Source organism: Streptomyces sp. NPDC026377 (genome assembly GCF_055567715.1).
In genome coordinates this window covers 106,669-130,917 of record NZ_JBVHPV010000010.1, presented here as the reverse complement: position 1 = coordinate 130,917, position 24,249 = coordinate 106,669, and the positions used below count along the sequence as shown (strand labels likewise).

Below are 24,249 nucleotides of genomic sequence, written 5' to 3'. Positions count from 1 at the left end.
TCAAGCGCTCAGCACCGAGTCGTCGAAGGTCCGCGCACCGGGCAGCCGGTGGCGTGCGGCGATCACGGCCGCGTCGACGTCCCGGGTACCCGTGGACACGCACAGGGTGTAGGAGACGTCCTCCAGCCGCCGGCGGGTCGCCTGGGTGCCCTCGGCCGCGTTCAGCGCGCTCAGCGCGTCGTACTCGGCGAGAAGGTCGCGCAGCACTGCCGGGTGAGCCATCAACATGAGGAAACCTCCGCTTGAAACGGTCACGATACGTTTCCGCCTGCCCCGGCTTCTCACCCGTACACACCTCCACCACACTTCGTTCGATCGGCCGGGGCCGGGAGACAACGCCTCCCGGCGGAACCGACGACACCTCGCCCGGGGACGGGAACGGGGACGGGCTACCGCTCCGCGCCGGCCCCGGCCGCCGTCGCGGGCGGCTCGGCGCCCGCGGGAATCTCGTAGATCCGGCCGTCGACGCCCGCCCGGTAGAGCCTGCCCGTCGCGAACCCGCGCTCGCCGTGCCCGTAGGCGATCTGGGTGGAGAGGTGCATACCCGACGCCACCGCGCACAGGGCGTCCCCTTCGACCCGCCAGATCTGGCCCGCCGCGTGGGTGGCGATCAGCGGGCGCCCCCGGCCGTCGAGGGTGAGCCCGTCCGGGAGGGCGAGGGCGTCGGACGGGGCCGTGGAGATCCAGCGCCGTGGGTGGGCCGGGTCGGCGACCGGGATGCGATAGAGCCCGGCGGCGACGGTGGTCTGGACGACGTAGACCTCTTCCCCGTCGGGCGAGACGGCGATCCCATTGGGCTGCCCCACCCGGGCCCAGGCCGGATCGACCTTCCCGTCCGGCGTGACGCGGCCGATGCCGCGGCCGCCCAGGGACGTGGTGTACACCGTGCCGTCGGGCGCCAGGGCGACGCCGTCGATACCGCCGAGGCCGGAGGCGTACGTGCCGACCTGCCCGGATTCTGGGTCGACCAGCAGGAGCCGCGACCGGGGCAGCACGTCCGCGGTGAGCGAGTGCACGGCGTCGTTGCCGGTGCCGACGAGGAGCCGCCCGTCCTCGCGGACGACGAGTCCGCCGTTGGCCCCGATGGAGCCGGTGAGCGGCACGGGCGTGCTGCCCGGGGCGTCGATGCGGTAGACACGGCCGGTGAAGTACGCCGTGGCGAACATCCGGCCGCGTCGGTCGACGGCGATCGACTCGGCCCAGTCCGGCAGCCGCGCCACCTCGACGGGCGGCGCCGGGCGCCCCGCGTCACAGGCGGGCGCCGCGGCCGCGGGAGCGGGGGCCAACACCCCCGCGACAGCGGCCAGTACAACCGCCGGTACGAGGGACCGGCGGGCGGTGGCACGTAACGCGGCTCGGAACAACGTGTTCCGCTTCGACCTGCTGGGCATCGGCACCTCTCCGGTGTCACGTCGGACCGACCGGCGAAGTATCGACCGAAGGATCTTTCCACGCTACCCCGCGGTAGGGAGCGCGGACCGAGCCGTACAGGGGGCTGTACACAAGTCTTAACCAGTGGGAGCGCTCCCAGCATGGAGTTGGACGGGCCCGGGGTCAAGATGCTTGAGGAGTCGAAGTCATCAGACGCCATCGGCGGCCAACTCGTTCGCTGTTCTAGGGCAGTTGGGACCCGTCGCCCCCTCCGAAGGAGCCATCCCCGCGCGGCCCGGCTCCCGGAGAACCGGCCGCGAGGTATCGGATCCTCCTCCCTTGCCATGCGCCACCCGAGCCCCTACCGTGATGCCCCACCAGTGGGAGCGCTTCCATCCGTCGGACGCCGGGCACCAGCCGGCGTCCCGGCCGTGAAGGATCCGCTCATGCGACACCCCCCGCGCTTGGCCCTACCCCTCGCCGCGGCGGCGCTCGTGCTCGCGAGTGCCGTCGTCGTCCCGCACGTCACGGCATCCGGAGCGGAGCCGTCCTGCTCGGTGGCGTACAGCGTCACCAATGAGTGGGCCGGCGGCTTCCAGGGTTCCGTCACGCTCACCAACAACGCCTCCGCGCTGTCCGGCTGGAACCTGGGCTTCGCGTTCACCGGCAACCAGAAGGTGACCCAGGGCTGGAACGCCAAGTGGTCCCAGTCCGGCGGTTCGGTCACCGCGGCGAACGAGAGCTGGAACGGTTCGCTCGCCCACGGCGCGAGCGTCACCCTCGGCTTCCTCGCCTCCCTGACCGGCGCCAACACCCCGCCCCGCGCGTTCACCCTCAACGGCGAGCCGTGCGCCACCACGGGCGCGGGCGATCCTTCCCCGACCCCCACCCCCACTTCCCCTTCCCCGACCCCCGGCACCGGCGCGCCCGTGCTCCACGCCTTGGGGAACAAGCTGGCCGACGCGGGCGGCGCCACGCGCCGACTCCTCGGAGTCAACCGCTCCGGCGGCGAGTTCATGTGCGTCCAGGGTCGCGGCATCTTCGACGGCCCGGTGGACGACGCCTCGGTGGCCGCCATAGCCGCCTGGCACGCCAACACCGTGCGCATTCCCCTCAACGAGGAGTGCTGGCTGGGACTGTCCAACATCAAGCCGGAATACGCGGGCGCCCGTTACATCAGCGCGGTCCAGGACCTCGTCCGCCGCGTCGAGGCCCACGGCATGACACCGATCGTCGAACTCCACTGGTCGTACGGGCAGTACACCGGCAACTCGGCCGGCTGCTCCGACCTCCACGCCAGCTGCCAGAAGCCGATGCCCGACGCCCGGTACGCGCCCGCGTTCTGGTCTTCGGTCGCCACCACCTTCACGAGCGACCCGGCCGTCGTCTTCGACCTGTTCAACGAGCCGTACCCGGACCGCGCCACCTCCACCACCGACCAGGCGTGGAGCTGCTGGCGCGACGGCGGAAGCTGTCCCGGCATCGGCTACGAGGTGGCGGGGATGCAGGACCTGCTGGACGCGGTACGTGGAGCGGGCGCCCGCAACCTCGTCCTGGCCGGTGGCATCGCCTACGCCAACGACCTCACCCAGTGGCTCTCCCACGCCCCGGCCGACCCGGCCGGCAACCTCGCCGCCGCCTACCACGGCTACAACTTCAACAGCTGTGCGAGCGAGTCGTGCTGGGACGCCACCCTGGCGCCGGTCGCCGCCAGGGTCCCGCTCGTCGCGGGCGAGCTGGGCGAGAACACCTGCGCGCACTCCTTCGTGGACCGCGCCATGAAGTGGTTCGACGACCGGGGGATCTCCTACCTCGGCTGGACCTGGAACACCTGGGACTGCTCCTCGGGCCCCTCCCTGATCAGCAACTACGACGGCACCCCCACCGCGTACGGCAGCGGTCTGCGCGACCATCTGCGCGCCGTCGGCTGAAAGACGCGCCTCTTCGGCGTCCCCGCGCTTCACCCACCGAAAGGACACCGCCCCACCATGAGCCGCATACCCACCCAGTCCCCCCGATCCGACCGATCCTCCCGAAGGCGAACGGCCCTGCTCGGCGCCGGTGTGCTCGTCGCGGCCGCGACCGGCACCGCCGGTCTCGTCGGCGCCGCGGGCACCGCCTCGGCGGCGACCGGCTGCACCGTCGCCTACCAGGTCCAGAACCAGTGGTCCACCGGCTTCACCGCGTCCGTCACGCTCACCAACAACGGCCCCGCCGTGAACAGCTGGAACGTGAAGTGGAGCTACGCCGGGAACCAGCAGGTCACCCAGGGCTGGAACGCCAGGGTGACCCAGTCCGGCGCGGCGGTCACCGCCGCCAACGAGAGCTACAACGGCACGCTGGCGACCGGCGGCTCGACCTCCTTCGGCTTCAACGCCACCTACAGCGGCACCAACGCCATCCCCACCTCGTTCACCCTCAACGGTGTGGCCTGCAACGGCGGCGACACCCCCACCGACCCGCCGACCACCCCACCGACCACCCCGCCCACCACTCCCCCGGCCGGCAGCCGCGTGGACAACCCCTACGCCGGTGCCAAGGTGTACGTGAACCCGGAGTGGTCCGCGAACGCCGCCGCCGAGCCCGGTGGCTCCCGAGTCTCCAACCAGCCCACCGGGATCTGGCTCGACCGCATCGCCGCCATCAACGGCGCCGACGGCAAGATGGGGCTGCGCGCCCACCTGGACGCGGCCCTGAAGCAGAAGGGCAGCGGCGAGATGGTGGTCCAGCTGGTCGTCTACGACCTGCCGGGCCGCGACTGCTCCGCGCTCTCCTCCAACGGTGAGCTCGGGCCCACCGAGATCGACAAGTACAAGACGCAGTTCATCGACCCGATCGCCGCGATCCTCGCGGACAGCAAGTACGCCGGGCTGCGGATCGTCACCGCGGTCGAGATCGACTCGCTGCCCAACCTCGTCACCAACACCGGCGGCCGCGCCACGGCCACCCCGCAGTGCGACACCATGCTGGCCAACGGCAACTACGTCAGGGGCGTCGGCTACGCGCTGCACAAGCTCGGTGCCGTGCCGAACGTGTACAACTACGTGGACGCCGGGCACCACGGCTGGCTGGGCTGGGACGACAACTTCGGGCCTTCGGCCGACATGTTGAAGAAGGCCGCGACGGCCGAGGGCGCCACGCCCGCCGACGTGCACGGCTTCATCACCAACACGGCCAACTACAGCGCCCTGAAGGAGAACAACTTCACCATCGACGACTCCGTCAACGGGGTGTCCGTGCGCCAGTCCAAGTGGGTGGACTGGAACCGGTACGTCGACGAGCTGTCCTTCGCCCAGGCGTTCCGCGCCAAGCTGGTCTCGGTCGGGTTCGACCCCGGGATCGGCATGCTGATCGACACCTCGCGCAACGGCTGGGGCGGCACCGCCAGGCCCGCCGGACCCGGCGCGAAGACCAGTGTCGACACCTATGTGGAGGGCGGTCGCTACGACCGGCGCATCCACATCGGCAACTGGTGCAACCAGGCGGGCGCCGGTCTCGGCAAGCGTCCGCAGGCCGCCCCGGCCGCCGGGATCGACGCATACGTGTGGATGAAGCCGCCGGGTGAGTCCGACGGCAACAGCAGCGCCATCCCCAACGACGAGGGCAAGGGCTTCGACCGGATGTGCGACCCGACGTACACGGGTAACCCCCGCAACGGCAACAGCCTCTCGGGCGCGCTGCCCAACGCCCCGCTCTCCGGGCGCTGGTTCTCCGCCCAGTTCCAGGAGCTCATGAAGAACGCCTACCCGGCGCTGTAGCCCCGGCGAGGAGGCGGCAGCCCCGGCGGAACAACGGTGGGCGGCGAGGACCGGGTCCTCGCCGCCCACCACCGTGTCGCCCTCCCTGCGGGCCCTCCCGGAGTGTTCCCGTCATCGCCCCGCCGATCCGGCCACGCCCGCCCGCACATGGCCGGAAAGCGGCGGCCGACTTACGCTCGCCGCCACCGGCGCACCACACTGGAGCCTCACGCCCAGGGAAGAGTACGGACGAGGAGTTGGTGAGATGTCCACGCAGTCCGCCGAGGGCGCCGCGCAGGCCACCCGAGCCGCGATCGATGCCTATCTGGCCCGCCTTTCCGAGCGGGATCTGGACGCCGCCGTGCAGGTCTTCGCCGAGTCGGTGGAATTCAACGCTCCGGGCTCCCCGGCCGTGCCGTGGTCGGGGCCCCGCACCGGACGGGAGGGGGTCATGAAGTTCTTCACGACCCTCCACGAGTACCTGAAGCCCGAGGAGTTCACGGTGACGCACATCGTGGTCGAGGGGGAACAGGGGGTGATCATCGGCCATCTCCGGGACACCGTCAAAGCCACCGGCAAGCCCCTCGTGACCCCCTTCGCCGCGCATGTCACGGTCGTGGACGGGAAGATCGCCCGCTACCACCTCTTCGAGGACACCCACGCGCTGCACCGGGCCGTGACCGAGGACTGAGCCGGCGCCGGACCGGACCGTACCCACCCCTGTAGAGAGGCACCAGAGATGACTTCCCCCGGCATGCCCTCCCATCCGGTCGTCCGCGCGTTCGTCGACGCGGTCAACGCGCAGGACCCGCAGGCGCTGTGGGCCGTACTGGCCAAGGACGCCGAGGTGATCGACGTCGGAACCGAACGCGACGCCCAGGCGTGGGTGGAACGGGAGCTGTTCTCCGCGCACGCCCGGATGGAGGTGGTACAGGAGTCGCCCGACGGTCTGTCGGTGACGGCGCGTTTCCACAACGACATCTGGGGGGACATCGACACCGCGTGGGAGTTCACCGTCTCCGGCCCGGTCATCCGGGGGTTCGTCACCGGCCCCGGCTGAGCATCCCCCGCCGGACGGGACCGCTCACACGCGGAAGAGGTACGCGGAACGGCAGCGGGACAGGGAAGCAGAGGCAAATGGTGTGAGCCGCACCTCGGGGCCCAGGGCTCAGCCGGCACCGAAGGAGTCGGTCCGGATCCGCCTGCTGGGCCCGGTGAGTGTGGAGGTCCAGGGCCGCCACTTCGGCCTCGGGCCGCAGCAGCGCGCACTCCTCGCGGCGCTCGCCCTCGCCCGGGGCCGCCCCGTCAGCACCTCCCGGCTCTCCGAGCTCCTGTGGGAGGGCGACGCACCGGACGGCGCGATCAGCGCGCTGCGCACCCACGTCATGCATCTGCGGCGCATCCTGGAGCCGGGCCGGCGCGCCACCTCCGGCTTCGAGATCCTGCTCAGCGCGGGCGCCCGCAGCAACACCAGCTACACCCTCCAGGTGGCCGACGAACAGGTCGACGCCCTGCGCTTCGTGCACCTGACCGACCAGGCCCGCAAGGCGGCGGCCGACGACGACGCCGAGGCGGCCGTCGCCCTGCTCGACCAGGCCCTCGCCCTGTGGACCGGGCCCGCGCTCGAAGGCGTCAGCGACCGCAGCTTCGCGCTGGCCGAGGCCGACCGCCTGGAGGAGCTGCGTCTGGTGGCCCGCGAGGACCGGCTGGACGCGCTGGTCGAACTGGGACGCTACGAGGAGTCGGTGCCGGAACTGAGCACGCTGGTCGCGCAGTTCCCGCTCCGCGAGCGGCTGCGCTGCCAGTTGATGCTGGCGCTGTACCGCTCGGGGCGCCAGGCCGACGCGCTCGCCTCGTACCGCGACTACTACCAGCTCCTCGACGACGAGCTGGGCATCGAGCCGGGCCGTCCGCTCAAGGAGCTCCACCAGCGCGTCCTGACGGGCGATCCCGGCCTCGCCGCCGAACCCGCGCCCCCGGTGGCGCCCCCGTCCGCCGCGCTCCCGGTCCCGCGCCAACTGCCGCCGGACGTCGGCAGCTTCACCGGTCGCGCCGGATATCTGCGCGAACTGGACGCGCTGCTCTCCCAGTACGCCACCGGCCCCGGACAGACCCTGGTGATCTCCTCGCTGTCCGGGATGGCGGGTGTCGGCAAGACCGCCCTCGCCGTGCACTGGATGCACCGGGCCGCCGACCGCTTCCCCGACGGACAGCTGTACGCGAATCTGCGCGGTCACGCGGACGAGCCGCCGGCCACGGCCGACGACGCCCTGGGCCAGCTGCTGCGGGCGCTGGGGGTCGGCGCCGGACACCTGCCGGAGAACACCGACGAGAAGGCCGCCCTGTACCGCTCGCTCCTGGCGGGCAAGCGGATGCTGATCCTCCTGGACGACGCGGCCGGTCTCGAACAGGTGCGCCCGCTGCTGCCCGGCTCGCCGAGCTGCTTCGTCGTCGTCACCAGCCGCAACGACCTGCGGGGCCTGACCGCCTTCCACGACGCCCACCGGGTGAACGTGGCCGCCTTCAACGACGAGGAGGCCCTCGCGCTGCTCGGCCGCGTGATCGGCGCGGACCGGGTACGCGGCGAACCCGAGGCCGCCGCCGAGGCCGTCCGGCTCTGCGGCGGCCTGCCGCTCGCGGTCCGGATCGTCGCCGCCCACCTCATCGGCGACCAGCACCTGCCGCTCGCGGACGTGGTCCGCACGCTGCGCGGCGAGCACCGGCTGGACGACCTGACCCTCGACCAGGAGCAGCACACCGGCGTCCGCAGCGCCCTCGCGCTGTCCTACCGCTCGCTGCCCGCCCCCGAGCGGCAGCTCCTGCGGCTGCTCTCCCTCACCCCGGGCTCGGAGGTCTCGGCCCCGGCCGCCGCCGCGCTGGCGGGGGCCCCGCTGACCGCCACGGCCCGGCTCCTGGACCAGCTGGTCTCCCGCAGTCTGCTCCAGACGCACCGGCCGGGCCGCTTCCATCTGCACGCCCTGGTCCACCTGTTCGCGCGCGAGCGGGCCCGTGCCGAGGACGCCGCCGCCGTACGGGAGGCGGCCGTCGACCGGCTGCTCACCTGGTACCTGGCGACCGCCGAGCAGGCCGGGCACCTGCTGTACGGCACGTTCTACTCCTGGTACGCGGCGCCCCCGCCCGAGCCGGACGGCTCCCCCACCGCGCCGCTGACCTTCACCGGCCCGTCGGCCGCGCTGTCCTGGCTGGAGGACGAGCGCGCCGCCCTGCTGGCCTGCGCCCGGTACGCCCTGGGCCACGGTCCGCGCGCCTTCGCCTGGAAGTCCGCCCTGGCCACCCACGGCCATCTGATGGAGCACGGCCAGCGCACCGCCTGGCTGCGTGCCGCGGAGACGGGGCTGCGCGCCGCCGACGCCGAGCACGACGACCACGCGCGCGCGGTGATGCACTGGAGCCTGTGCTACGTCCTGTGGGAGCTGGCCCGCCACGACGAGGCGCTGGGGCACAGCGCCCGCGCCGACGCCCTGTTCGCGCGGGCCGGGCTGCCGGTGGAGCGGGCCGGTGCCGTCCTCGGCCTCGCCGCCTCCCACCGCGAGCTGGGCAACCTCGACCAGGCCCAGCGCCACGCCGAGCACACCCTGGCCCTCTACCGCGACGGCGGCGAGCCCGCGGGGGAGGCATGGGCGCTGTTCCTGCTCGGCTCCGTCCGCCTGGACCGCGGCCGGCTGGAGGCCGCGCAGCCGTACTTCACCGAGGCCCGTGAGCGCGCCGAGGCGTCGGGGGACGAGCACACGGTGATGCTGTCGCTGTGGGGGCTGGGCGCCGTCCACCACGCCCGGGGCGATCTGGAGGAGGCCCAGCGCCTGCTCAGCCGGGCGCTGGCGGCGCACGGCAGACTGCTCTCCACATACGCGGCAGAGGGCGCGCTCACCACGCTCGCGGCGGTGTGCCGCGACAACGGCGATCCCCGGCTCGCCCTGAAGTACGCGATGGACGCGCTCAGCGTCACCCACCGCACCCACCGCCGGCTGGTCGAGCCGGACGCCCTCAACACCATCGGTACGGTCCTGCTGCACCTGGACGACGCGCCCGGCGCCCTGGACCACCACCGCCGCGCGCTGGACGCGGCCCGGGCGACGGGGTGCCTGCGGGCGGACGCCGCCGCATGTGTCGGCCTGGCGGCGGCCCACCGGCACCTGGGCGAGAACCGCGAGGCCCTCGCGTACACCCGGCGGGCCCTGAGCACCGCCGCGCAGGCCGGGTTCCGGCTCGTGGAGGGCGAGGCGCGCACCGAACTCGCCCTGGTGCACCTGGCACTGGGCCACCGCACCAAGGCCGCACAGGCCGCCGAACGGGCCGTGCGGATGCACCGGGCCGCCGGGCACGGGCCCGGTCTGGCCCGCGCCCTGGAGGCCGCCGCGGCCGTGCGCGGCGCCGGCGACGACCTCAACTGAAGGCGCGCACCAGCGCGGTGACCACGGCGGCCACCAGCACGACGAGCGGCACTGGCGCCTTGAGCCGCCAGGCCACCAGGGCTCCGGCGAACCCGGCGAGCCGGGCGTCGAAGCTCATGCCGTGCGCGCCCGCCGAACCCACGAGCTGGGTGACGACGAGCACGGCGAGCAGCGCGGGCGTCAGGTACTCCACGAACCGGGGGAACCACGCGGGCAGTTCGCGGTCGCCCATCACCAGCGAACCGGCGCCCTTGATGAGGAAGGTGGTCACCACCAGGGCGCCGACGACGATCCACGGGTCGTTGCTCACCGGGCCCCCTTCACCGGGCGTTCCATCGGCATCGCCGTCCACACCACGGCGATCAGGCAGGCCACGGCGATGGCCGCGTCCGGGAGCCCGGCGGCGGTGAGGGCCGCCGCGCACACGGCCGCGGTGGCGGCGGCCGTCCGTTTGCGGACGGTCCCCAGGTGCGGCGCGAGCAGCAGGAAGAACAGGACCGGCGAGACGGCGTCCAGGCCGTAGTTGAGGACGTCCACCGCCTTGAACGGGCCGAGCGCCCCCAGCAGCGTGCCGAGGACCCAGCCCAGCCAGAGAACCACGCCCGAGGAGAGCAGCCGGGTCCGGTCGAAACGGCCGTCCGCGTCGCTCGCGATGGCCCAGGACTCCTCGATGACCAGCTGGGACTCGACCGCCCGGCGGGCCCGGCCGCCGCGCAGCGCGGGCAGGATGGCGAAGCCCATCACGAGGTAACGCAGGTTCAGCAGGGTGCCCGCCACGGCCGCGGCCGCCCAGCCGCCCCCGTTGGCGATCACCGAGACGGCGGCGAACTGCGAGGAGCCGACGAAGACCAGACCGGACATGGAGGTCGCGCCGAGCGCGCCGAAGCCCGCCCCCTTGGCGAGGACGCCGAAGGAGATGCCGAACGCGAAGATCGCCACGGTGAAGGGCACGGCGGCTCTGGCTCCCGCCGCCCAGGCCTGGCGCCGACCGGTGGACGGGGCCGGGCGGGCGGGTTCCGATTCGGTGCCGGTCATCCGCTCCCGCCCGTCGCGGCCGGGGCCGCCCCGCTCACCGGGGCCGGGCCCGCACCCTCCCGTACGGCCCGTGCGTACGCCTCCACCAGCGCGGTCGTGACGGAGCCGACGGCGTACTCCAGCGCGTCGACGGCGGTGACCGGCTGGACCTCGTACGCCGTGCCGGTCAGGAACACCTCTTCGGCTCGGGCGAGTTCGGCCGGTTCCATGTGCCGCTCGACGGTCTCCAGGCCGAGCCCGCGGGCGAGCGCGAGGACGGTGCGCCGGGTGATGCCGTCCAGGACGCACTCCGGCGGCGGGGTGTGCAGGGCCCCGTCGATCACCAGGAACAGGTTGGCACCGGTGGCCTCGGCCAGCCGGCCCCGGTGGTCCAGGAGCAGCGCGTCGTCGCGGCCCGCCGCCTCCGCCTCCTGTCCGGCGAGGGAGCCGAGGGCGTACAGGGCGGCCGTCTTGGCGCGGACCGGGGCGGTGTCGGGGGCCGGGCGGCGCCAGCGGGAGGTGGCGAGCCGGATGCCGCGCGGGCCGGACGTGAAGATCCGGGGCCAGGGCCAGGCGGCGATCGCCACATGGACGGTGCTGTCCGGGGCGACGAGGCGCAGGGTGTCGCTGCCGCGCCAGGCGACCGGGCGGACATAGCCCTCGGTCAGGCCCGCGAGGGCGACGACCTGCCGGGTGGCCGCGTCCAGTTCGCCCGCGGTCCAGGGCAGTGCGAAGCCCATCTCCCGGGCCGAGGCCACGAGCCGGAGGCTGTGCTCGTGGAGCTTGAACACCTGGCCCGCGTAGAGGCGTTCGCCCTCGAAGACGCTGCCGCCGTAGTGCAGTCCGTGGCTGAGGACGTGCAGGCGGGCCTCGCGCCAGGGCACGAGCCGGCCGTCGAGCCAGATGACGCCGTCCCGGTCGTCGAGCGGCGGCGCGGTGGACGGCCGGGCGCCGCTCGTGCCGGCCGTCCCGCTCATGTGGCGAACCCCCGGTCCGCGTAGGGGAAGCCCTCCAGTTCGTTGACGGGGACGCTCTCGTCGCGCCGGGAGGCGTAGTAGATGCGGACCTCGTCGATCAGGCCCGCGTCGTCGAAGCGGTAGACCTCCGCGCCGCGCAGCACTTTGCCCAGGCGCGGTTTGAAGGCGGTCCACTCGCAGATCGCGGTGCGGCTGTGCGGGTCCGCGTAGACGGCGTCCACGGCCCAGTGGGAGCCGTTGGCGCGCACGTCGGCGCCCCAGCGCTCCACGACCGGGTCGATGCCCTCGATGGGCCCGGCCATGCCGACGGCCAGATAGTGCACGACGTTCTCGGCGAGGCACCGCGCGAACAGGTCGCGGTCGACCTTGTTGCAGGCCTCGAAGTACAGCCGTACCGCGGCCTCCATGGCGGAGCGGTCCAGCGCCCGTCCGGCCGCGCGGCCCCCGTCACCCGTGGCGTCGCTGTCCATGTCGCTCGTCTCCTCGGTTGTCGTCACGGCTCTCGACGGCCGGTTCGTACGGTCCGGTCCGGATCACAGCCGGGCCCCGGTCACCGCCGGGCTCTTCCCGGCCCGGCTCTTCACAGCTCGGCCGGTGCGAAGCGCAGGGGCGGCAGGGACGCGAGCCGGCCCTGGGCGCGCACCAGGCGCGACTGGTCGGCCGTGAAGGCGTAGCGGTCGCCCTCGGCGCCCTCGCGCAGATGCCCGCGCACCAGCTCCCGCGCCGCCGTGCGGTACTCCTCGGGCGTGGTGGCCGCGGCCTCCATGGCCTCTATCGTCCCGGCCAGTTCGCGCAGTCCGTCGATGACGCCGTCGTACGAGAGCGACAGGCGGCTGCCGTGGTCGGCGAGGGCCCGGCGCTCGCGCAGCCACGAGTAGAGGAAGACGCCCGTGCCCGCGTCGAAGTTGCGGACCGCGCGGGCATCCAGCGGGTAGCGGAACATCCGCTCCAGAAGGATCATGGCGATCTGTTCCTGGGCGTACGGGACGGTCTCGTCGTGGCAGGCGAGGGCGGTCCTGGCGTCGACCTTCAGCTCTTCCAGTACGCCGATGAACCAGTTCATCTTGAGTTTGACGTGCTGGTCCAGCGGCCAGGGCCCCTGGTGGTGGAAGTAGTCGTGCAGATACCCCCACAGGGAGCGGGCCTGATAGCACACCTCGGGGGGCATGCCGATCGAGGCGCGCGGCACGGATTCCGGGGTGAGGACGGCCCGCGCGGACGGCACCGCGTAGGTTTCGTGGATCCTGCGGAATTTGCTGAAGAAGAAGACGGCGTAAGCCTGTCCGGCCACCTTGTCGTGGGCCGCGACATTCTCCGGGAAGAAGACGAGGCAATTGCCTCGGGTGAATCCTTCGCTGCCCGCGAGGAGCACGGTGGCCTGGCAGTTGTTCTTGGGGTGCGGATAGCGCACGGCCAGTTCGGGCAGGGCGTCGGGCTCCTTGCGGCGGACGAGGAAGAATTCCAGCCGCTTGCCGACGGGCGGGACGCTGTTGGTGGTCTGCACGGGGGCGAGGAAGGCCGCCCAGTCGCCGTCGGCCGGTGCGGTCAGGGCGTCGCGGGAGCGGGCGAAGTGCGGCGGGGTGTCGAGCCCGGCGGTCAGCCAGCCGTCGATGTCGGCGGCCAGGGCGTCGGCCTGGCCGGTCCTGCCGTGCCCGGTGAACCAGCGCACGGCCACGTCCCTGATGGCCCGGAGGCTGACGCGGTCCTCCTCCCCGGGCTCCGCCACCGTGCCGTCGTCGCGCTGGCGGCCCCGGAAGGCGTCGATCCGCGGCAGGAGCTCCTGGCCGAGCCGCTCCGCCTCGCCGAGCAGTTCGTCGCGCAGACGGTGGGAGCCGAGGGTTCCGGTCATGAGGCGGCCTCCCGCACATGGTGCACGGTGTAGACCATCGGCACCTCGCCGAAGCTGCGCAGCACGCGCAGACCGTGCGCCCTCGCGGCCACGACGGTGGTGACGCAGCCCTCGGTCTTGCCGTCGGCGCAGTCGATGGCCGCCTGGGCGTTGCTGGTCACCAACTGCCGTCGGTCCGCCGGCGTCACGAGTCCGGCCGGGGCCGGGTGGGTGGCCACGGTGCGCGGTTCGCCGTGCGCGCCGGAGGCGACGGCGAGCACCATCTCGTGGGTGGGCCACACGAAGGAGTCCACCATGCGGCAAACCTGGAGGTTGCCGAAGACGAGGGTGTGCAGTTCGGGGTAGACGGCGCAGGCGAGGAGGGCGTGCTCGCCGTTTCTGGGCACGGTCTCCATCGCGTATTCCAGGGTCGCGTGGAGCGTCACCGGCCCCAGGCCCTCACGTCCTTGGCGCCGGAACCACTCGTGCGCCGCGGCTTCCAGATTGGTGCCGGTCGGCCCCAGGGTGTGCAGATGCCGAATTTCGCCGATGGGCGAAGGCGATAAAGAACTGGCGCCCACGCGTTCCCGCGTCACCATTCCCACTCCCCCACGTCTTCCCCCGCGGTTCTTCTGTCGCCCTCGGGCGACACGCGGGCTGTGCGTCGGTGCACGGCCGCGTCGGTGATCCTAAGCGGGCCCGCCCCGCAGCGGCCACCGCGCCCGGGGCGCACCGACTGATTTCCCACACTGTGGCCACTTCCGCCCGTTCAACGTTCCGGAAATCCGGCGACAAATGCCGTCGGGGGACGGTCGTTCGCGCCTTCTTCCTCCACCGAACCGGTCGTCCGGCGTACGCATCGCGTCATTCCGGGGGGCGCCCGGGGGCACACACCGGCGCAACACGCGCACCCGGGCGGCCTTCGGCCCCGCCGGGGGCGGCCGGAAGCCGACGGAGCCGCTCCGCTTCGTCCTCGCCGTTTCCGCGCGCTCGCGCAGACGGCCCGAAGGAGGAAAGCCCCCGCCGACCGTCAGGCCTCAGTCACCTTGGCGAGGAAGGCGGCGAGGTTCACCACGACCCGCTGGATCCTCTCCTCCAGCGGAATGGTCTCGTGGAGCCGCGCTCCGAAGCCCGCGTCCTTCCTGCCCCGTACATACAGCGAGCAGGCGAGGTCGTCGCAGAGGTAGATCCCCACCGAGTTGCCCTCCTGTCCGGCCCTGCCCGCCTTCGGGGCGACCATCAGGGAGACGTTGCCGTCGTGGACCGTCAGGCATATCGAGCACATGCTGTGCCGCCCCTGCCCGGAGGTGTGGCCGGGGCGGCGCAGGACCAGCGCCCTGGCGGCGCCCTCCAGCTCGGTGACGAGGTAGGCACGGCCGGGGGCCTGGGGATCTCGCCAGCCGAGGTAGTCCAGCTGGTCCCAGGGGTGGTCGCCGAGGTCGCGGGGCACGGACAGGCGCTTGGCCTCGCCCTTGGTGCAGTTCACGAAGGCGGCGCGGATCTCTCGTTCGGTCAGCTGCTTCATAAAGGCGAGGCTAGTTTGCCTAAAGGTGTTAGGCAAACGCATAATTGGTTCAGCCGGGAGTCCGGCCGAGGAGAGGACGACCATGGGGCGCGTGGGGCTGAGCACGGAACGTCTGACCCGGGCCGGGGCAGAGCTGGCCGACGAGGTCGGCTTCGACCAGGTGACCGTCTCGGCGCTGGCCCGGCGGTTCGACGTCAAGGTCGCGAGCCTGTACTCGCACGTCAAGAACTCCCAGGACCTCAGGACCCGGATCGCGCTGCTGGCCCTGGAGGAGCTCGCCGACCGGGGCGCCGCCGCACTGGCCGGGCGGGCGGGCAAGGACGCGCTGTCCGCCCTGGCCAACGTCTACCGCGACTACGCGCGCGAGCACCCCGGCCGCTACGCCGCGGCCCAGCTCCGGCTCACCCCCGAGGCGGCGGCCGCCAGCGCCGGCGGCAGGCACGCGCAGATGACCCGGGCGATCCTGCGCGGCTACGACCTGAGCGAACCGGACCAGACGCACGCGGTGCGGCTGCTCGGCAGCGTCTTCCACGGCTACATCACCCTGGAGCTCGGCGGCGGCTTCAGCCACAGCGCCCCCGACACCCAGGAGACCTGGACGCGGATCCTGGACGCGCTGGACGCACTGCTGCGGAACTGGCGCGCGGGCTGACCCCGCCGCGCACCCGGGCGCGGGCCTCCTCCGTCCGGACGCGCGAGGCGCCCGCCACCTCCAGCGGTGCGGGCGCTTCGCGAGGGTCGCCTCGGATACGGGTCACCTCGCACGCAGATCACTTCACCTGCGGGTCACCACAGATACGGGTCACCTCAGATACGGGTGTCCTCGACGGTGGGGATCCAGCGGTCGGCGTCCCGGTCCGCGCTGCCGTTGCCGTTGCCCGTGAGCGAGCTGCGCGGCGCGGGGGTGGCCTTGGCCGGGGCCTTGCCGCAGAACGCGGGCTCCAGCGTGTTCGTCAGAGCGCTGGTGACCGTGCCGTTGTTGGAGGCGTTGGCGAAGAGCACGACCGTGCGCTTGCCGTCCCGGGTGGAGAACGTCTGCGTCTGGTAGCCCTGGACGATTCCGCCGTGGCCCAGCACCTTGCCGCAGGAGAGCGCGATCTCCCGGATCCCGAGCCCGTAGCTGATCTTCGCTGTGGGGGTGGGAAGTACGCTCGTCATCTGGCGCAGCGACTCGTCGGAGACCAGCCCGCCGGAGTCCCCGGCGAGCAGGGCCGTCATGAAGCGGTCCATGTCGCGGGCGGAGGAGACCACACCTCCCGCGCTCCAGACCCAGGACGCGGTCTGCTCGGTCGAGTCCAGCAGCGGCCTGGTGCGGTCGTCGTTGGTCAGGTAGCCGGTGACGTGCGGGCCCGCGATGGTCTTGCGCGGGACGGTGAAGGTCGTCTGACGCAGCTTCAGCGGTTCGAAGATCTGCTCGCGCAGCAGCTCGGCGTAGGGGCGCCCGGTGAGGTGCTCGGCGGCAAGACCCATCAGCACGAAGTCGGTGTTCGAGTACGAGTACGCCGTCCCCGGGGTGTACTGGAGACCGTGCTTCACCGACATCGCCACGAGGTCCTTCGGCTCGTAGACGTTGTTGCGGATGCGCTTCTCGAAGGCAGCCGTGGTCTCCTCCCCGCTCTGTTCGAGGAGGTCGTTGGTGTGGTCGTACACCCCGGCGCGATGCTCCATGACCTGGCGGGCGGTGATGGACCAGCTCTCGGGGAGCGTCCCGGCGGGCAGGTACTCGCGCAGCGGCTTGTCGAGGTCGATGCGGCCCTGCTCGGCGAGGCGCATCACCAGGACCGAGGTGAACATCTTGGAGTTGCTGCCCACCCGGAAGCGCCAGCCCGCGTTCATGGCCGTGCCGTCGAGGTTCGCCTTGCCCAGGGTCACCGTGCGGCCGCGCTCGGAGCCGCCGTGGTCGCGGATCACCGCGAACGCTCCGGGCGCCCCCGCGTCCACCACGCGCTGGAGCGCGGCGCGCACCGCCGCCACGTCCGGGTCGGCCGGGCCCTGCACGGCGGAGGCACCCGCCGCGCTCCCGGCCGTGAGCGCGACGGCCGCCGCGAGCGTGGTCACCGAGCGCCTGATCGTGATTCCAGCCATATGAGAAGTACCCCTGTTTCCCCGGTGACTTGGTCAATGCCCCGGCCTTCGCAACACTCGTACGCCCAAGATCGTATATGTCGGGCGGGCATCCGGTTGACGCATGGGCGAATTCACCGCGACCGGCGTGCGAACACCGGGCGCTCCCTCGGCCCTTGCCCGCACACCGGGGGTCGGCGACGATCGGGGGCCGGGCACACGCCGCCCGTGGAAGGACCGCGCCGCAGCGCCGAACCCACCGTGGCGATGGTCCTTTGCGGTGGTCTTCCCCCGCGACACCCGCCGGATCGCCCGCGCCACGACGGGGGTGTGTGAGCCTGGCCGCCGAGGGGGCCGTCCCACTTCCGAGGAGCTGGTTGTTCCGGTGTTCCGTCTCCCACTGGCCCGTCCCGGCGCGAGATCCCGCAGCCCCCTGCTGACCGCGGCGGCGCTCTGCGTGAGCGCCCTGCCCCTGACGGCGGCGGCGCTGCCCGGCGGCCACACCGCCCCCGAGTCCGCCCTGTCGGCCGCGCCGCTGCCCGGCGGCCTCGGCCCGTGCGTACCGGGCCTCTGCCCGACGGACGGCTACCCGCCCGTCCACAACGGCCCCGTCCGGTGGCGCGACAACGGCGTCAACGTCTACGTCGGCGGTGACTTCCTGGTACGGGAGAAGGCCGCCGAGGCCGAGGGCCGGGTCGTCGTGCTCGGCTCCTTCGACCAGCACAAGGCCGCGGGTGTCAGCGGTGTCTACAACGTGGGCGAGGCCGGGGTCGGCTCGCGGGTCGCCCCGCCGGCCGGCGCGGACTGGCTGACCACCGGCGCGGGCGTCACCGTCGCGGCCGGGCAGCGGCTGCTCGCCGAGCAGGGCGTCGTCCGGCACGCGGGCACCGTCACCGGGACCGTCCTGGCCCGGCGCACCGTCCACGACGCGGATGCGGCCGCCCCTTACACCGCGCTGCGCGGCCTGCTCACCGACGCCAGCCAGTGCTACGCGCACCCCGGCGGTACCACCCGTACGCCCACCGGGACGGCCGTCCACGCGGGCGGGGAGACCCTGTTCACCGGTGACGGCTCCTCCCCGCTCCAGGTGTTCACCGTCGACTTCGACATGCAGAGCGCGAGCGGCGGCCAGGAGGGCATCCGCTTCGCCCGCATTCCGGCCGGGGCGACCGTACTGGTCAACGTGGTGGGTACGAACCGGACCATCAACACCTACAGCGGCACCATCGACGACTCCAGCCCGTTCAACCAGCTGCGCACCCGGCTGCTGTGGAACGTCCCCGACGCGACCTCCGTCACCTTCAAGGGCACCGGGCAGTTCCAGGGCAGTGTGCTCATCGGCAACCAGGCGTCCCTGGCGACGGTGAGTCTGCCCGGCGTCAACGGGCGCTTCTTCACCACCGGTTCCCTCACCCACACCAGCGCGCCCTCGGGCGGCGGTGGCCAGGAGTTCCACAACTACCCCTTCGACGGCGACCTGCCCGACTGCGGCACCGCGCCCGTCGAGGGCGAGGTGCGGGTCCACAAGACGGACCACACCACGGGCCGGCCGCTGGCCGGGGCGGTGTTCGAGCTGTGGGAGGAGACCAACGGCGCCGCCGGGCTCCAGACCGCGGGCAACCACCCCGACACCCGCCGGGGCGGCGCGTGCACGACCGACGGCGCCGGGGCGTGCGAGCGCACGGTGCCCCCGGGCACGTACTACTGGCTGGAGACCAGCGCCCCGCAGGGCTACGACCTGCCCTCCCCCGCCCACTTCGGGCCCCTGGTCCTCACCGCCGAGAACGCCTCCCGGGGTGTCTCGGTGACCGCGGCCAACCACCGCCACGTCGTACCGAAGGGGTTGCTCACCGTGGAGAAGAGCGACGCCGCGACCGGCAGACCGCTGGCGGGGGCGGTGTTCCGGCTGTGGCACGAGACCAACCAGGTCACCGGGCTCCAGACATCCGGCGCCCACCCCGACACCCCGGTCGGCCCCGGCTGCGCGACCGCGAGCTCGGGCCGGTGCCGCTTCACGGAGCTGCCCCTCGGCACCTACTACGTCCAGGAGACGGCCGTGCCGGAAGGGTATGTGCTGCCCCGGAACCCGGTCAGCGGCCCCCACCGGGTGACCGCGGCCAACGCCGCCCAGGGCCTCACCCTCAAGCTCACCAACCAGCGCGGGGAGCCCGACAAGGGAGGAAAGGGAGGCAAAGGCGGCAAAGGCGGACGCCGCTGAGGCCTTCGTCCCGATGAGGGGGTGACCCGCCGGACCACCCGCCCCTTCGGAGCGGCCGCGCCGCCGTGTGACCCACGGCGGCGTGGCCGCTCCGGTGCGTTTGCGGGTGGGGCACATGCGTACGATCGCGGTCGGTGGGGCGGGATAGCGCCCCGCAGAAGGGGAACCCATGGCCATGACCGACGTAAACGGCGTCAATCTGTCCGGAGTGACGGGCAAGCTCATCCAGACCGTCGCGCTGACGAAGAATCCCGCTCCGCAGGCGATTGCCACCGACGCGGCCAACGGACACGTCTTCGTGCTCCAGATGGAGAGTGCCGCCAAGACGCCGCTCGGGAACATGTACCTCAACCGCATCGACCGGACCACCGGCCGGCTGACGGGCAGCATGTACCTCACCGGCTTCGGGCACGGGATCTCGATGGGGGCCGAGCCGGTCGGGACGGACACCTACCTGTGGACCGAGGTCGGTCCGGTCTCCCCCAACGACGGCGTCAGCACCTCTTTCGGCCAGGCCGTCACTCGGTTCCGCTTCGTCGACGGGGCCACGCTCGACCAGGCCGACATACCGGCCGCGCAGAAGTTCTGCCCGCCGGGCGGACGCAACACCGGCCCGTCGGTGGACCTGGCCAACAACACCCTGACGATCGTCTACTTCAAGGGCAGCGTGCGCTGCTTCACCCGTTACGACCTGGCGAAGGCGGCGCAGGGCCAGTGGGTGGAGGTGGGCAGCACCTTCGAGCTGCCCGCGGGCGCGGAGACGGGGCTCACCTTCCAGGGGTACACCACCCTGGGGAGCGTCCTGTACGTCTACCAGTGGAAGAAGGACCCGGTCACGACCTACCCGGGAACCGCGTACATCACCTCGTACTCCCTGGACACCAGGACGAGGATCGACTCGCAGGTGGTCACCGGGGCCGACGGTCTGGAGCGGCGGGAGCCGGAGGGGCTGGCCGTCGAGGTCGACCCCACGTCCGGTGAGACGCGGCTGCTGTTCGGCTTCAGCGACACCGTCCCCGGGACCACCGGGCGGCGCAACGTCACCATCGGCTGGTACCCGACGCAGCCGGCGGTCGACGGGGTGAAGGTGCTGACCGACTGGGAGAACCTGACCCTCGCCACCGGTGTCAAGGCGGGCGCCGAGGCTCCGCGCGGCCGGCTGGTCGCCTTCGCCGACACCACCTACCTCCAGCTGCGCGGCACGCTCTCCGGCAGCTTCACCGCCGACACCCTCGTCGCGACGCTGCCGCAGCGGCTCTTCCCCACCCGGCCCGTACGGCAGAACACCCCGCGCAACATGTACTACGGGGTGGGCGTGTGCCGGGTCGAGGCGAACAAGCTCGGTGAGCTGTGGGCCTTCGGCGCCACCGCGGACAACGCGATCTCCTGGATCGACCTCGACTGCTTCTCGGCCGCCTGGCGATGACCGCGCCGGACCGCTCCCGCCCTCACCAGCTCTCGCGATCCGGAGGATCGACCATGCCCTCGCGCACCACCAGCCGCCGCTCCCTGCTCTCCAATGCCCTGGCGGTACCGACCGCGGCCGTCGGTGTGCCGCTGCTCGCCGCCTCGCCCGCCGCCGCTGCCGCGACCGGCGTCCAGACCGTCGTGGACTGGACGGACATCGCGCTCGCGGCGGGCGTCTCCACGAGCGCGGGCACACCCGCGCAGGCGCGGGTGGTGAACATCGCGGGCACCGAGTTCCTCCAGCTGCGCGGAACAGTCACCTGCAACTTCTCCGGTGACGCGCAGCTCGGCACCCTCCCGGCGACCATCCGTCCGCCGAAGACGACCCGCGGTGTCTGCCCGCGCAACAACCACCTCGGCGTCAACGCCACCCGTGTGGAGGCCGACACGGCGGGCCGTGTGATGGTCTACGGCCCGCAGGCCTCGGACCCGGTCACCTGGGTCCAGCTCGACAGCTTCTCCTCGGTACAGCGCTGAGGCGACGGGGCGGGGCGGCACCGGGCGCCCCGCCCCGCGCCTGCGCCTGCGCCTGCGCTAAAGCCCGTACCGCCGCGACGACTCCTCCGCCTGCGCGAGGCGCTGGAGCGACCGCAGCACCGGTTCGAAGAGGATCGTGGCCGCCACCGCGGTCTCGGCCTTCTCCGCGTCGGAGGGCCGGGCCTCCACGAAGTCCAGGTCGCGGACGGCGACTTGGCGCATCGGCTCGGCGTACGGCTCCATCAGTTCGGCGTCCCCGGGGTGGCCGAGCCGCCGCAGCGTGGCCACCGCGAGCACCAGCTCGCGGTGGTCGGGGGAGAGACTCCCCAGCTCCCGGGCGGTCGTCCAGCCCACCTTCTCCAGCAGCGGGTCGACCTCCCGGCGGGCGGCGACCACGGACTCTCACCCCCCGTCCAGCACCGCCCGGATCACGTGCCGGGCGTTGGCCGCCATCGCCGGGTTGACCTTGCGGTGGTACGGCAGCGCGATCAGCGCCTGGGACAGCGTGCGCCCCCGGCCCCGCCTCCACGTGGCGTCGTCCACGCCGAGCGCGTCACGGAAGACCTCGCGGGCGTCGGCGGGCAGCAGGTTCCAGGCGGGGAAGAGGTCACAGGCCGGATCGCCCGCTCCCACGCACCCGAAGTCGATCACCGAGGTGAGCCGGCCGCCCTCCACCAGCAGATTGCCGGGCATCAGGTCGGCGTGGAGCCACACCGGCGGGCCGTCCCAGCCGGGGGCCGCCAGCGCGTCCTCCCACACGGCGAGCACGGCGTCGCAGTCGACCCCTTCTTCCGGGATGCGGCGCAGCTCCTCGATCGCCGCCCGGGTCGACTTGTCGAGCGAGGCGACGGGCCCACCACGGTATGCCGGCGGCGCGCCCGGCAGGGTGACGCTCCGCATCGCTTCCACGAACCCGGCCAAGTCCTCGGCCAGCGCGACGGGTTCCTTCAGAGCGCCCGCCTCGGGGTGCTCCCCCTCCAGCCACCGGTACACCGACCACACCCGGGCGAACCCCTCGCCCGGCTCCCCGGCCCCGAGCACCTCGGGGACGGCCGTCGGCAGCAGCGGCGCGAGCCGGGGCAGCCACGTCCGCTCCATCACCGCGTCCTCGGCTCCGCCCTGCTCCAGCGGCAGCCGTACGACCATGTCCTCGCCCAGCCGGTACACGGCGTTGACCGTCCCCCCGGAGGGAAACCGCACCACCGCGAGCCCCGCCCACCGCGGGAACTGCCCGGCGACCAACCGCCGCACGAGCGCCTCGTCGTCGGCGGGGTGCGGGCGGGGGTGCGTCTGCGCGGAGCTCATGGTCCACCATCCGACCGGCGCGGGGCGGACGGCGTCAAACCGTTTTCCCCGTCCAAGGCCCGTGGGAAGACCCGTCGCAAAGGGGTGGGGGTTCTGGTCCCCTGTGCGGCTCACCTGGCCTTCCGGGAGAACCATTAGGGTGATGTTGATCAACCCGTCAAGAAAGGCCCGCACCCCGCCGTGTCCGTCTCACGTCCCCACGCACTCTTCTCCTTCGGCACACTGAGGGACGAGCGGGTCCAGACCGCCCTCTTCGGCCGGCCCGTTCCCACCTCCGCCGCGTCGCTCCGCGGGTATACGACCCGGCCCCTGCCGATCACCGATCCCGCCGTGATCGCCACCAGCGGTTCGGATGTCCATCTCACCCTGGAGCGCGAGTACGGCGCCGTGGTCGAGGGGGCCGTGCTGCGCCTCACCGACCAGGACCTGGCCGCCGCCGACGCCTACGAGGTCGACGACTACGCCCGCCGCCGCGTCCTGCTCTCCTCCGGGGAGAGCGCCTGGGCCTACCTGGACGCGAAGCCGCTGCGCCCGGCCGCGCGCATCGTGATCGTGGGCGACAGCATCGCGTACGGGCGCTGCGATCCCCTGGGCGGGTGGGCGGCGCGTCTGGCCGCGAGCCACATCGCCGCCAACGAGGCCGACCACCGGGTCTTCAACCTGGCCATCCCGGGCAGCACCCTGGCCGAGGTCGGCGAGCAGACACCGGCGCTGCTGGGTCCCCGTCTGCCGGACACCCTGCTGGTCGCCGCCGGTGTCAACGACTCGGCCGTGCCCCTCTCCCCCGCGTCGCCGGGTGCGCACGACGGCCTGGCACGCATCGCGGACGGTCTCGACTCGCTCGCGGCCACGGCCCTCGCGCACAACGCCCGGCTCGTCGTCATGGGACCGGTGTGGCTCGACGAGGAACGCACCGGCGACTACGCGGGCCTGCGCTTCACCGAGGCCCGCGCGCTGGAGCTGCGCGAGTCGGTGCGGACGTGGTGCCGGCGGAACCACATCGACCACGTCGACATGTGGGAGCCGCTGCACGGCAGGAGCGACCTGCTCGTCGACGGTCTGCACCCGGCGGCCGAGGGACACGAGGCGCTCTACCGGCACCTCAGCGCCGCATGCCGCTGAGCCGCGCCAGACGGGCTGTGGGCTGTGGGCCGACGTGACGCGCGGCTGACCAGCGGAGGCCGACGGGGGCGAGGCCGGATTGTCAGTGCCCCCGTCCATACTCGGTGCCAGGGGAACCGCCCGCGTTCCGTACCGAAAAGGACCGACATGGCCGAGGTGTTGCTGTTCCACCACGCACAGGGGCTGACCTCCGGCGTCCGCGCCTTCGCCGAGGCGCTCAGGGCGGAGGGTCACACCGTGCACGTCCCGGATCTGTACGAGGGCCGGGTCTTCGACGACCTGGCGGACGGCGCGGCGTACGCGCAGGAGAAGGGCTTCGGCTCGTTCGTCGAGCGGGGGCGGGCGGCCGCCGAGCACCTGCCCGCCGAGCTGGTCTACGCGGGCTTCTCCCTTGGCGTGCTGCCCGCGCAGGCCCTCGCCCAGACCCGTCCGGGGGCGCGGGGCGCGCTGCTGTTCCACTCCTGCATACCCGTCTCGGAGTTCGGCGAGGCGTGGCCGCAAGCGGTTCCCGTCCAGATCCACGGGATGGACGAGGACGAGTTCTTCGTGGAGGAGGGGGACGTGGAGGCGGCCCGCGCCCTGGTCGGGTCGGTCCCGGACGCCGAGCTGTTCCTCTACCCCGGCAAGCAGCACCTCTTCGCCGACAGCAGTCTGCCTTCGTATGCGAAGGAGGCGACGGAGCTGCTCACCCGGCGCGCCCTCGCCCTCCTCTCCCGTCCGTAGGCCGTACGG

22 protein-coding genes and 1 pseudogene are annotated in these 24,249 nt (G+C 72.7%); 11 read left to right on the top strand and 12 right to left on the bottom strand.

Annotated elements, in window-relative coordinates; genetic code table 11:
- Both ACZ4MU_RS21735 and ACZ4MU_RS21730 read right to left on the bottom strand, forming a co-directional pair.
- Positions 1-228, bottom strand: a complete 228-nt coding sequence (locus ACZ4MU_RS21735; protein ID WP_467879016.1) for a DUF5133 domain-containing protein — start codon at positions 226-228, stop codon at positions 1-3.
- 161 nt (positions 229-389) lie between these two features.
- Positions 390-1,391: an SMP-30/gluconolactonase/LRE family protein gene (locus tag ACZ4MU_RS21730; RefSeq protein ID WP_467879013.1), complete on the bottom strand. Its 1,002-nt coding sequence runs from the start codon at positions 1,389-1,391 to the stop codon at positions 390-392.
- A gap of 426 nt (positions 1,392-1,817) precedes the next feature.
- Here ACZ4MU_RS21730 and ACZ4MU_RS21725 point away from each other — a divergent pair, with 426 nt between their 5' ends.
- The 5 genes from ACZ4MU_RS21725 (at position 1,818) to ACZ4MU_RS21705 (ending at position 9,520) form a co-directional block, all read left to right on the top strand.
- Positions 1,818-3,302 carry a cellulose binding domain-containing protein gene (locus tag ACZ4MU_RS21725; RefSeq protein WP_467879011.1) on the top strand — a complete coding sequence of 495 codons (1,485 nt, stop codon included), beginning with the start codon at positions 1,818-1,820 and terminating at the stop codon, positions 3,300-3,302.
- 57 nt (positions 3,303-3,359) lie between these two features.
- Positions 3,360-5,129, top strand: a complete 1,770-nt coding sequence (locus ACZ4MU_RS21720; protein ID WP_467879008.1) for a glycoside hydrolase family 6 protein — start codon at positions 3,360-3,362, stop codon at positions 5,127-5,129.
- Positions 5,130-5,373: 244 nt separating this feature from the next.
- Positions 5,374-5,799, top strand: coding sequence for a nuclear transport factor 2 family protein (locus ACZ4MU_RS21715; protein ID WP_467879005.1), 426 nt, complete (start codon positions 5,374-5,376; stop codon positions 5,797-5,799).
- A gap of 48 nt (positions 5,800-5,847) precedes the next feature.
- Entirely contained in the window at positions 5,848-6,168 is a 321-nt protein-coding gene (locus ACZ4MU_RS21710; protein ID WP_467879003.1) for a nuclear transport factor 2 family protein, read from the top strand.
- An 82-nt stretch (positions 6,169-6,250) separates the two neighbouring features.
- A complete protein-coding gene (locus ACZ4MU_RS21705; RefSeq protein ID WP_467879001.1) occupies positions 6,251-9,520 on the top strand; it encodes an AfsR/SARP family transcriptional regulator in 3,270 nt (1,089 codons plus the stop codon).
- On the opposite strand, the gene ACZ4MU_RS21700 is transcribed toward ACZ4MU_RS21705, so the two are convergent.
- The 7 genes from ACZ4MU_RS21700 to ACZ4MU_RS21670 form a co-directional block, all read right to left on the bottom strand.
- Positions 9,513-9,830 carry an AzlD domain-containing protein gene (locus tag ACZ4MU_RS21700; protein WP_467878999.1) on the bottom strand — a complete coding sequence of 106 codons (318 nt, stop codon included), beginning with the start codon at positions 9,828-9,830 and terminating at the stop codon, positions 9,513-9,515. The genes ACZ4MU_RS21705 and ACZ4MU_RS21700 overlap by 8 nt on opposite strands.
- Positions 9,827-10,555, bottom strand: a complete 729-nt coding sequence (locus ACZ4MU_RS21695) for an AzlC family ABC transporter permease (RefSeq protein WP_467878997.1) — start codon at positions 10,553-10,555, stop codon at positions 9,827-9,829. The genes ACZ4MU_RS21700 and ACZ4MU_RS21695 overlap by 4 nt, the downstream gene beginning before the upstream one ends.
- Entirely contained in the window at positions 10,552-11,511 is a 960-nt protein-coding gene (locus tag ACZ4MU_RS21690; RefSeq protein ID WP_467878995.1) for a branched-chain amino acid transaminase, read from the bottom strand. The genes ACZ4MU_RS21695 and ACZ4MU_RS21690 overlap by 4 nt, the downstream gene beginning before the upstream one ends.
- Entirely contained in the window at positions 11,508-11,981 is a 474-nt protein-coding gene (locus ACZ4MU_RS21685; protein WP_467878993.1) for a nuclear transport factor 2 family protein, read from the bottom strand. The genes ACZ4MU_RS21690 and ACZ4MU_RS21685 overlap by 4 nt, the downstream gene beginning before the upstream one ends.
- A gap of 110 nt (positions 11,982-12,091) precedes the next feature.
- On the bottom strand, positions 12,092-13,360 hold the full coding sequence (locus ACZ4MU_RS21680; protein ID WP_467878991.1) for a DUF6421 family protein: 1,269 nt from the start codon (positions 13,358-13,360) through the stop codon (positions 12,092-12,094).
- Complete coding sequence (locus ACZ4MU_RS21675) at positions 13,357-13,938, bottom strand: type 2 periplasmic-binding domain-containing protein (RefSeq protein ID WP_467878989.1); 582 nt, start codon at positions 13,936-13,938, stop codon at positions 13,357-13,359. Before ACZ4MU_RS21675 ends, ACZ4MU_RS21680 begins: the two co-directional genes overlap by 4 nt.
- 431 nt (positions 13,939-14,369) lie before the next feature.
- Entirely contained in the window at positions 14,370-14,864 is a 495-nt protein-coding gene (locus tag ACZ4MU_RS21670) for an FBP domain-containing protein (RefSeq protein ID WP_467878986.1), read from the bottom strand.
- Positions 14,865-14,946: 82 nt separating this feature from the next.
- On the opposite strand from ACZ4MU_RS21670, the gene ACZ4MU_RS21665 reads away from it, so the two are divergent.
- Complete coding sequence (locus ACZ4MU_RS21665; protein ID WP_467878984.1) at positions 14,947-15,516, top strand: TetR/AcrR family transcriptional regulator; 570 nt, start codon at positions 14,947-14,949, stop codon at positions 15,514-15,516.
- A 155-nt stretch (positions 15,517-15,671) separates the two neighbouring features.
- Here the strand turns inward: ACZ4MU_RS21665 and ACZ4MU_RS21660 are convergent, their stop codons facing one another.
- Positions 15,672-16,949: a serine hydrolase domain-containing protein gene (locus tag ACZ4MU_RS21660; RefSeq protein ID WP_467878981.1), complete on the bottom strand. Its 1,278-nt coding sequence runs from the start codon at positions 16,947-16,949 to the stop codon at positions 15,672-15,674.
- Between the two features lie 364 nt (positions 16,950-17,313).
- On the opposite strand from ACZ4MU_RS21660, the gene ACZ4MU_RS21655 reads away from it, so the two are divergent.
- From ACZ4MU_RS21655 to ACZ4MU_RS21645, 3 genes are all read left to right on the top strand, one after another.
- Positions 17,314-19,146, top strand: a complete 1,833-nt coding sequence (locus ACZ4MU_RS21655; RefSeq protein WP_467878979.1) for a choice-of-anchor A family protein — start codon at positions 17,314-17,316, stop codon at positions 19,144-19,146.
- Positions 19,147-19,321: 175 nt separating this feature from the next.
- The gene (locus ACZ4MU_RS21650; RefSeq protein ID WP_467878977.1) at positions 19,322-20,572 is read left to right on the top strand and encodes a phage baseplate protein; all 1,251 of its coding nucleotides are present in this window, start codon (positions 19,322-19,324) and stop codon (positions 20,570-20,572) included.
- 53 nt (positions 20,573-20,625) lie between these two features.
- A complete protein-coding gene (locus ACZ4MU_RS21645; protein WP_467878975.1) occupies positions 20,626-21,090 on the top strand; it encodes a hypothetical protein in 465 nt (154 codons plus the stop codon).
- Between the two features lie 57 nt (positions 21,091-21,147).
- Here ACZ4MU_RS21645 and ACZ4MU_RS21640 read toward each other — a convergent pair.
- A pseudogene (locus tag ACZ4MU_RS21640) lies at positions 21,148-21,489 on the bottom strand (MerR family transcriptional regulator); the annotation flags it as partial.
- Positions 21,490-21,492: 3 nt separating this feature from the next.
- The gene (locus ACZ4MU_RS21635; protein WP_467878973.1) at positions 21,493-22,395 is read right to left on the bottom strand and encodes an aminoglycoside phosphotransferase family protein; all 903 of its coding nucleotides are present in this window, start codon (positions 22,393-22,395) and stop codon (positions 21,493-21,495) included.
- Between the two features lie 180 nt (positions 22,396-22,575).
- On the opposite strand from ACZ4MU_RS21635, the gene ACZ4MU_RS21630 reads away from it, so the two are divergent.
- A complete protein-coding gene (locus ACZ4MU_RS21630) occupies positions 22,576-23,517 on the top strand; it encodes a GDSL-type esterase/lipase family protein (protein WP_467878970.1) in 942 nt (313 codons plus the stop codon).
- A 147-nt stretch (positions 23,518-23,664) separates the two neighbouring features.
- Entirely contained in the window at positions 23,665-24,240 is a 576-nt protein-coding gene (locus ACZ4MU_RS21625; RefSeq protein ID WP_467878968.1) for a dienelactone hydrolase family protein, read from the top strand.
- Positions 24,241-24,249: the final 9 nt, after the last annotated feature.